Source organism: Corynebacterium sp. LK28, assembly GCF_014335105.1.
Classification (GTDB): domain Bacteria; phylum Actinomycetota; class Actinomycetes; order Mycobacteriales; family Mycobacteriaceae; genus Corynebacterium; species Corynebacterium macclintockiae.
Genome location: NZ_PDGZ01000007.1, coordinates 46,779 through 55,350, shown reverse-complemented (window position 1 = coordinate 55,350; position 8,572 = coordinate 46,779). Strand labels below are relative to the sequence as shown.

Genomic DNA, 8,572 nt, shown 5'->3' with positions numbered 1-8,572 from the left:
AAGCGACCACGCCGCAGACTGCGCAGGTGGCACAGGCTGCCCGGACGGAAGGCACCCCGTCCCCCCACGTCGTCACTCTCTAACATCGCACCTGGATGGTTCAGCTTGCTGCTCGCACCAGGCTTCCTGTTGATCACCGCGATTCGCGTCCTGTTGAAGGGTGAATCGAACTGGATGCTTCCTTAGCAAAGGTAGGCACTAAACCCAGACCCTTTCAGGGCACGGAATAAGCGCACTAAGGCTCCCCGCTGATGCGGGGAGCCTTAGTTTCGTTTAAACGGAGTTAGCCGTTCAGATCAGGGATCCGTTCAGAGATCAGACTAGAACAGGCCCTTGGTCGGCTTGTGCATAACGTCGGTAGTGGTGACCTCACGGGAGTCAACGTTCTGGTCGTTAGAGGTGGACTTGTCCTCCTCCAGGCGACCGGTCTGGGTGACGGTGATGTAGTTCACCAGGCGACCCAGCTTGGTCTTGCCATCGCCGAAGTTCAGGTTCGCCAGCAGCTGGGAATCACCCGGGTTGACCGGGTTGGACAGGGTGACCTCGAAGCTGCGAACAGACTTTTCCTTGTCGAAGCCCAGGTCACGGGTGTATGCACCGTTGAACCAGCCCGGGGTGATCAGGCGGTCAACGCCCTTCGGACCCTTCTCAGTGTGCACGTCGATGCGGAAAGTAGTAGCCGGGAAGTCCTGGTAGTAGATCTCGGAGCCAACGTTCTTGGCAGAGATGGAGACCAGGCCTGCGAAGCCAGCGGACTTGCCAGCAGCGACGCGGATCTCCGGCTTCAGGTCGTACTTCTCGCCAGACTGCTCGGCCTCGTCCTTAGCCGGCTTCTCAGCCTCGGCGTCCGCGGCGGGCTTCTCAGCCTCAGCGTCCGCGGCGGGCTTCTCAGCCTCAGCGTCCGCGGCCGGCTTTTCAGCCTCAGCGTCCGCGGCCGGCTTTTCAGCCTCAGCGGTAACGACGTCGTGGTTGAAGCCAGGGTCAACAACATCTTCAGCGAATGCGTTGCCAGCGCCTGCGAAAGCGGTGGTCACGCCAATGGCAGCAGCGAGGGTCAGGGAAGCTGCGTTCTTCTTCATGTGAGGGGTTCCTTACTTTGTAGGTGCAGGTGAAGGGGGCATAGCCTGCGAAAGCTAGGAGGGGTGGTTCAATCCCCTTCGAACCTGCTGGATATTCTGCGAGAAAAGGGTTTACGCGTCGGCGTTCTCGGCCGGCTTGTTTGCAGCCTCGTCGGCCGGCTTCTCAGCCGGCTTCTCAGCCGGCTTCTCAGCGTCCTCCGGCTTCGCCGGAACAGCGGAGTCAGCCGGGTTGGCGTACAGCTTCACGTTGACCTGGTTCTTAATCGGGGTCAGCGCGATCCACGGGGTCGGGGTGGACCAGGTGCCGTTTGCCTTGCAGAACTGCTGGGTACCGGTCATCTTGATGGTGCGGAAGCCGTAGGTAGCCTCACCGGTGTGGCCAGCCGGAACATCGTACGGGCCAACGGTCTGGCCGACGTTCCAGCTCAGGGAGTAGGAAGCCTCAGCGCCGATTTTCTTAGCCAGCTCGTAAGCGATGCCGACGCTGCCCTTGGACTCCTTGCCGGATGCTTCGCCGCCCAGGTTCACGCTGGTGGTCTCGGTACGGTCACCCTTGATGCTGATGGAGATGGTCTGCGTCTTGGACAGCTCCTGGGTCAGCGGGATGGTGTTCTTGGACTGGTTGGTGGCAGAGATGGTGCCAGCCGGGGTGAACTTGTCGTCAACCTTGTAGACGACGGTGCGGTAGTCCTCGCCGGAGTTGCAGACCGGGTGCGGGTTCAGGATGTTTGCCTTGATGTGATCGCTGCCGTGGGTGGTGTTAACAATCGGCAGGGTGGGGTTCAGCTTCGGGGTTTCCGGGTAGTGCTCTTCCTTGGTGATTGCGGTTGCCGGGGATGCTACCGCTGCAGCCACGATGGCAGCAGCGGCGGCTGCGCTTGCGCCGTTCTTCCACAGGTTCTTCATGTTTGTGCTCCTCTTGCACGCCACCGACCGAAGAATGCGGGCTGGTGAACCCGCACTGGCGACGAGGTGCGTTGGTGATGCTGCGAGCCGCACGCCCAAGGGAAGCAGTGCCGACACTTTCTGCACGTTCACTTTTGCGAGTTCACGTTTGCAGCAGCTGCCTCGGGGTACGCCGTACGCACGTCGCCGAAAGGTGCGAGGTTTCGGCCAGGTGGCTTTAGTTTTGAATCCGATTAAGGGGTGCCCTCTCCCTGGTAACGCATGGCATTTGTGAGGACCACGCCGCACCAGGGCTCTGAGTGACGAGATTCAACTTTAAACCCTCCCCAACAGGAATTGTTGGACAATTCGACGCCCCAATGCACCACATTCAACCCCTAATTAACCGCACGTTCACCTTCTGTTAACCCCTTGAAACTTAATCAACCCTTAAAGCCTGTCTTAGGTAAACCAAAATCTGAAACCATTATCACTACGCAACCATTCACCCCGCCCCGTCATCAAACTTTGCCAACCCTTACCTTCAGCTCCCAAAACCACGAGAAACCAACACCCTACCCACACCCACTGCACTCTGTTCTTAAAAAATAAGAAAACCAACCCCCTTTTGTGGTCAAAAATTCCTCACCCTCAACCCGTCCTCAACCCCGTAACCACCTGACTAGTGAACTTTAAATGAACTCTCCCCACCTGCACTTTCACCCTGCACATGACTGTAATATCACCCCAATTCGGGGTTATTCTCCGCGTAGAGCTACCCCCGCCACCGCTACTCCCTCTGGCACTGCGGGCACCACCAAATTATTCGTTCCAACTCTGCGGCATCCACCTCCGGATCCCCGCCGGCCCACCGCCCACCCAGCGTCGCCTGTTGAATCGCCGTCCCGCAACGTCTGCACGCCTTGCCCGCACGCCCGAACACCCACGTCCCCTGCCCCGGCCGCCGATCACCAGTGAATACGCGGTGCGGTTCAAGGCGGTTGTCCCACATCACTCGCCGCGCTAGTTCTATTGCCTTTTGGACGCCACCTTCCCCGACCTTCCCCACTGTCACCTTCGGGTGCATCCCCACTAAAAACATCACCTCGGCGCGATACTCGTTGCCAATTCCAGCGACGTTCTTCTGGTCCAGCAGTGCCGCGCCGAGGGACCTATCCGGCCGCTGCATTATCCGCGCGATAGCTTCGTCCCTGTCGCTAACTGCCCAGTCCTCCGCCAGGATGTCCGGACCCAGGTGAGCCACGACCTGCGGGTAGTCCTCAAAACGAAATACCCGCACGAATCCCAGGCTGTGCCCCACAATTTCTATCTCTGGGCCGCCTGCGTGCTGGGGGCTAAAGCGCAGCACAATGCGGGCGGTGTGGCCAGGCCGGCGCCAGCGCTGCCCCGCACGATGGATCGCCCACACGCCTTCCATCTTCAGGTGGGTGTGGATCACCCGTTGCCCGATGTGCATGAACAGGTGTTTGCCGTAGGGCCACACCCGGTGAACTTTCTCGCCGTCGAAATTCAGGGTGGCGAACCTGGGCACGCGAATGTCGGTATGCCGAACTGTCCGGCCTGCCATCCATTGCAGGCGGTTGGATAGCTGCAGTACGGAATCACCCTCAGGCACGGATGCTCAACCCCTTCGGGGTCAGTCGCGCACCAGCTGCCACCCAGTCGGTGGTGGCGATGTCCATCACCGACGATCCGTTGATCTTCTCCACGTTCACGGGGCTCAACCGTCCGGCACCGATGGCCTCCCGAATCGCCCTCACAATCAGATCTATCTGTGCAGCTGGGGTGCCCAGGGGTTCCGACGTGGCGTCGTTAAATTCGGGGCGCGCAAAAAGAACCAGGTTCTTGCCGCCGCGCGACAGATATGCCTCGGCGCGTCCGGCGGCGACAATGATCATCGCCCCAGCAGCGCGCGTGGGCGCCATTGCCGAACCGTTAGAGTGCGCGACCTCCGGCCACGGCAGCGTAGAGCCGAAGGGGTTCGCCGGGTCCAGAACCGACAGCAGCTGGGGTGCGGAATCGGTAACGGTGCGGCTGTCCTGGGAGCGCCGCAGCTGGGAGATCACGTCGCGCGGGGCGAACTGCGCGCCGCCGAGCCCCTCTACGATGTACCCGCGCAGCACCTCGCCGGAATCTTCCCACGCGCTAAGGGTGCGGTAGGCCTCTGCGAAACCTCCGTCGGATTTCTCTGTAACGACGGCCCCGCGGGTGACTACGGCATAGCGATCGATCCAGGCCTCGGAGCGGATCAGTGCCAGCTCGGTGGCGTCGGCCGTGCTAGCCCCAGCATCTCCAGCGCCACCCGGTACCGCCGACCAGCGCCCCGGCACCGAGGAATGCGCGTTCATCGCCCGCCGAGCCGCCCGCGCGAACCCGCTGCGCCCCATCCGCACCCGGCGCACCGAACCCCGCCCCTGGTTCCGCCGTGGCGCGCGGTGGGCCTGCTTGCCCGTCGAACCGGCCTCCACCAGCCGCGCCCGCAGAGCCGCAAAGCTATCGGGCACGACCAGCCCTGCATCGAAAAGCTCCCACAGTGCCGCGTCGACCTCCGCGTGATCCGCCCCGGTCGCCGACTGCAGCTCAGCCGCCAGGAACGCACCGCCGCGCTGCAGGTGCTGGAGGATCTGGATAGCGACCATATTCTGGACGCCACGCTCCAGCTCCTCCCCGTTCAGCAGAAACTCGGCCGTGTCCGCAGGCACGAAGCTCACCCAGGCGTCCTTGGCACCGGCCTGGCCGGAGCCGACAGCCAGAACCTCGCCGGTGCTCAGGAGTTCATCCAAATCGCCCGGCTGATAGTCGGGAATACGGGCGGGAAGCACCAGGGTTTCCCAGGCGCTGGCGGGGATCGGCACTCCCGCGAGTTGTTCCAGCACGCTGGCTAGTTCCTCGCGCTGCATCTGGCCCAGGCCGTGCCACTCAGCCAGGAATTGTGCGTAGGTCTGCTGGGTCACGGGTTCCAGCGCGCCGCGGGCGGCTGCCAAGGTCGCCGAGCGTAGGCGGCGGAGCATCCCCGTATCCACGTACTGCGTTTCCGCCTGCGATTCGGCGCCGGCACCGGCTGCAGGGGCGGAAGCGGTGGCGTCATTCAAAGAGTCACCGTCAAGAAAGACAAAGTGCCCCGCAGCCAAACGGCGCTGCGTGCCCTGTGCGCGTGCGCCTTCGGTCCACCGAGCCAGCAGCGCGTCGGCGGTCGCGCGCCCCATGCCAAACTCCGCGGCGGCCTCGGCAGCGGTGGTGGGCCCGCGGTTTTTCATCCACCGCAGCAACAGTTGGTCGATGGCATTATCCACCTGATCCACCTGCTCGGCAGCGATAGCCACGCCGGGAGGGACGGGCACGCCCAGGCCGTCGCGCAGCAAAGCCATGTCCTCGACAGCGGCGAGCTTCAACTGGCCACCGAAGTTCACCTCCATCAACCGGGTGGGGATCAATGCGCGCAGCTCAGCAAGGCTATCCTCCACCGTTCCAGCCCAGGGTTCGATGCGTTCGCGCACCCCGTCCAGACTCAACGGCCCGAGGGCGCGCAGCATGTCCACAGCTTGTTCCACACTGCTGGTCTGGCGCCCTTCAGACTTCCACTGTGCGGCCTCGACCACGCGCCGCACCGCGGCCGGATCTAGGGCCATGCCTTCCTCGCGGGTGCCCAGGACCTTCGCCAGTAAGGCGGGATCTACGGCCAGGGCGGCGGCACGCTCGGCGGAATCGCCCTCGTACATAAAGGCGCTGGTGTAGGTGAACAGTAGGGATTCGGCAAAGGCACTCGGGGATTCGGTGGTGACCTCCGCCAGGCGCACGCCGCGCTGGCTACCCGCGCTCTGCTGACCCGGCGCGCTCTGCTGCCCCGGCGCAACCTGCTGGCCCAGCCCCGCCACGAGGTTCTTCAAGAAGTCCAGGTTGTACACGTCGTGTACACACTCGCGCATGGTCTCCACCATGACGGGAAACTCCGGGTGTTCGCGGGCCACATCCAGTAGCTGGGCGGCGCGCTGGCGTTGCTGCCACAGTGGCTGACGCTTGCCGGGGTTGCGCCGCGGCAGCAGCAACGCACGGGCCGCGCACTCGCGAAAGCGGGCGGCAAACAGCGCAGAGGATCCAACTTCCTCCATCACATCCGCCAGAGTGGCCTCCGCCCGCTCGGAGCCGCCATAGCCATGTTCACCGAGCAGCAGCTCCATTCCCGGTGGTTCGTCCGAATACGGCAGGCGCAGCACCATCCCGTCGTCCCCGGCCACGGCCATCGCATCAATGCCCATCCGGCGGTTCAGCTCCGCCCCCAACGCCAACGCCCACGGGGCGTTCACCCCGCGTCCGAACGGAGTGTGCACCACCACTCGCCAGTCGCCGATGTCGTCACGGAAGCGCTCGATCAGCACAGTCCGCTCGTCCGGGATGATCCCGGCGGAATCCTTCTGTTCCTGGTAGTAGGCATCCAGGTTGGCGCGGGTGTGGGCGTCCAAAAAATTGGCCGAGCGAATGTCCGACAGAGTGCCGGTGCCCCAGGTGCGGCGGTGCTCGCCGATGGCCTGGCCGAGCTCCACGGGGCGGCCCGCGGCATCGCCCACCCAGAACGGCAAGCGGCCAGTGTGGCCGGCCGCCGGGGCAACAATCACCTGGTCGCGGTTGATTTCCAGGATCCGCCAGCTGCTCGCGCCCAGGGTGAATACGTCGCCGACGCGGGACTCGTAGACCATCTCCTCGTCCAGCTCGCCAACGCGCCGCGCACCGTCGTTGTCGCCGGCGGCCAGGAACACTCCGAACATGCCGCGGTCCGGGATCGTGCCACCGCTGGTCACCGCCAGGCGTTGCGCACCGGGGCGAGCCTCCAGAGTTCCAGCGACGGGGTCGTAGATCGCGCGGGCCTTCAGATCCGCGAAGTCGGTGGATGGGTAGCGGCCGCTGATCATCTCGATCACGCCGTCGAAGGCCTCGCGCGGCAGCGTGGAATAAGGGTGGGCGCGGCGGACAACGCGCCACCACTCCTCAACATCCAGCGTGCCTGCGCTGCCCGTGCCCGCCTGCACGGTCGCCGCCACCGTCTGCTGCGCCAGTACGTCCAGCGCATTATGCACCACATTCAGCGGCTCCAGCTCCCCCTTCAGCAGCCGATCCACCACGACCACCGCGGCTTCGGCGTCCTGCTTATGCAGCGGGTAGATCGTCGCGTGGCTGGTCGCGCCCACGGTGTGCCCGGCGCGGCCACACCGCTGCACCGCCGAAGCCACCGACGGCGGCGCGCCGACCTGCACCACGTGATCCACCAGCCCCATGTCGATGCCCAACTCCAGCGAACTCGTCGCCACCACGCAGCGCAGCTCGCCGGATTTCAGCGCCGCCTCGATGTCGGCGCGTTCGTCCTTGGAAACCGACCCGTGGTGCGCCCGCGCGACACCTGCCCCGTCCATCCCCCGCACCGCCTCGGACTGCGCCATCAACTGCGCCGGGTCGCGCCTGGTCGGGGCAGCCAACGAGTCGGGGGCGTACTCCTTGGCCCATTCCTCGTTCAGCGCCCCGGTCAGCCGCTCGGCCGCGCGCCGGGAGTTCACGAACACCAGTGTGGAGCGGTTCTCCATCACCTGCCGGTAGATCGCGCGCTGCACGTGCGGCCATACGCTCTTCTGCTGCGGCAGCGCGGATTCTTTGTCCACCCCACTGGCCACGCGCGCGCCCGACCCGTTCTGGGTGCTGCCGCCCAGTCCTTCGCCGATGAGGCTAGGGCCGAGCAGTGCCTCGTCTATCGGTTCTTCTGTTTCTTTTTCTGACGCCTCCTCAGACTCCGCCACCTCATACTCCGCCAACGCAACATCTTCAGCCGCGGGAGGATCCTGGAAGTCCTCCACCACGCTGGTCACCTGCACATCCCACGACTTCGGCTGCTCGGGGTTCACCACCGTTACCGGCCGGTCGCCTCCCAGGAAGCTGGCGACCTTATCCACGGGGTTCACCGTCGCCGACAGGCCGATGCGCTGCACCGCCCGGCCCGTCAGCATTTCCAAGCGTTCCAGCGACAGCGCCAGGTGTGTGCCGCGCTTCGTGCCCGCCACCGCGTGCACCTCGTCCACGATGACGGTATCCACATTCGCCAGCGTGGCCGCGGCCTTGCCGGTCAGCATCAGGTACAGCGACTCGGGCGTGGTCACCAGAATCTCCGGCGGGTTCCGCAGTAGCTTGGAGCGCTCCGACTGCGGGGTGTCACCGCTGCGCACGCCCACTCGCACCGGCGCACTCGCCCGCCCCATCGCGTCGGCCACCCGCGCAATTCCAGCCAGCGGAGCTGCCAGGTTCCGGCTGACGTCTACGCCCAAAGCTTTAAGCGGGGAAATATACAGAACCTTGGTGGGACTGGACTTTTCTGGCGTGGTGGCGTCATTAAAAAAAGATCCCCCAGATAATCGCGACAGCGACCATAAAAAAGCCGCCAGGGTTTTACCCGATCCCGTCGGCGCCACCACCAAAGCATTCTGACCTGCGGAGATAGCCTTCCACGCCTGTGTTTGCACGACCGTCGGCTCGGCGAAAACGTCCCGGAACCACGCTGCAACGGGGGCATAAAAAGAATCCAGCGGGTCAACAGCCATGTGACCATT

The 8,572-nt window shown here is 64.2% G+C and carries 4 protein-coding genes; all 4 read right to left on the bottom strand.

Going from position 1 to position 8,572, the window contains the following annotated elements; translation table 11 throughout:
- Positions 1-320: 320 nt before the first annotated feature.
- Positions 321-1,079 carry a neuraminidase gene (locus tag CRD15_RS02285; protein ID WP_034993075.1) on the bottom strand — a complete coding sequence of 253 codons (759 nt, stop codon included), beginning with the start codon at positions 1,077-1,079 and terminating at the stop codon, positions 321-323.
- 111 nt (positions 1,080-1,190) lie between these two features.
- On the bottom strand, positions 1,191-1,985 hold the full coding sequence (locus CRD15_RS02280; RefSeq protein ID WP_187401804.1) for a hypothetical protein: 795 nt from the start codon (positions 1,983-1,985) through the stop codon (positions 1,191-1,193).
- Between the two features lie 769 nt (positions 1,986-2,754).
- A complete protein-coding gene (locus CRD15_RS02275; protein ID WP_187401803.1) occupies positions 2,755-3,600 on the bottom strand; it encodes an Fpg/Nei family DNA glycosylase in 846 nt (281 codons plus the stop codon).
- Positions 3,593-8,563, bottom strand: coding sequence for a DEAD/DEAH box helicase (locus tag CRD15_RS02270; RefSeq protein ID WP_187401802.1), 4,971 nt, complete (start codon positions 8,561-8,563; stop codon positions 3,593-3,595). Before CRD15_RS02270 ends, CRD15_RS02275 begins: the two co-directional genes overlap by 8 nt.
- Between the last annotated feature and the right edge of the window lie 9 nt (positions 8,564-8,572).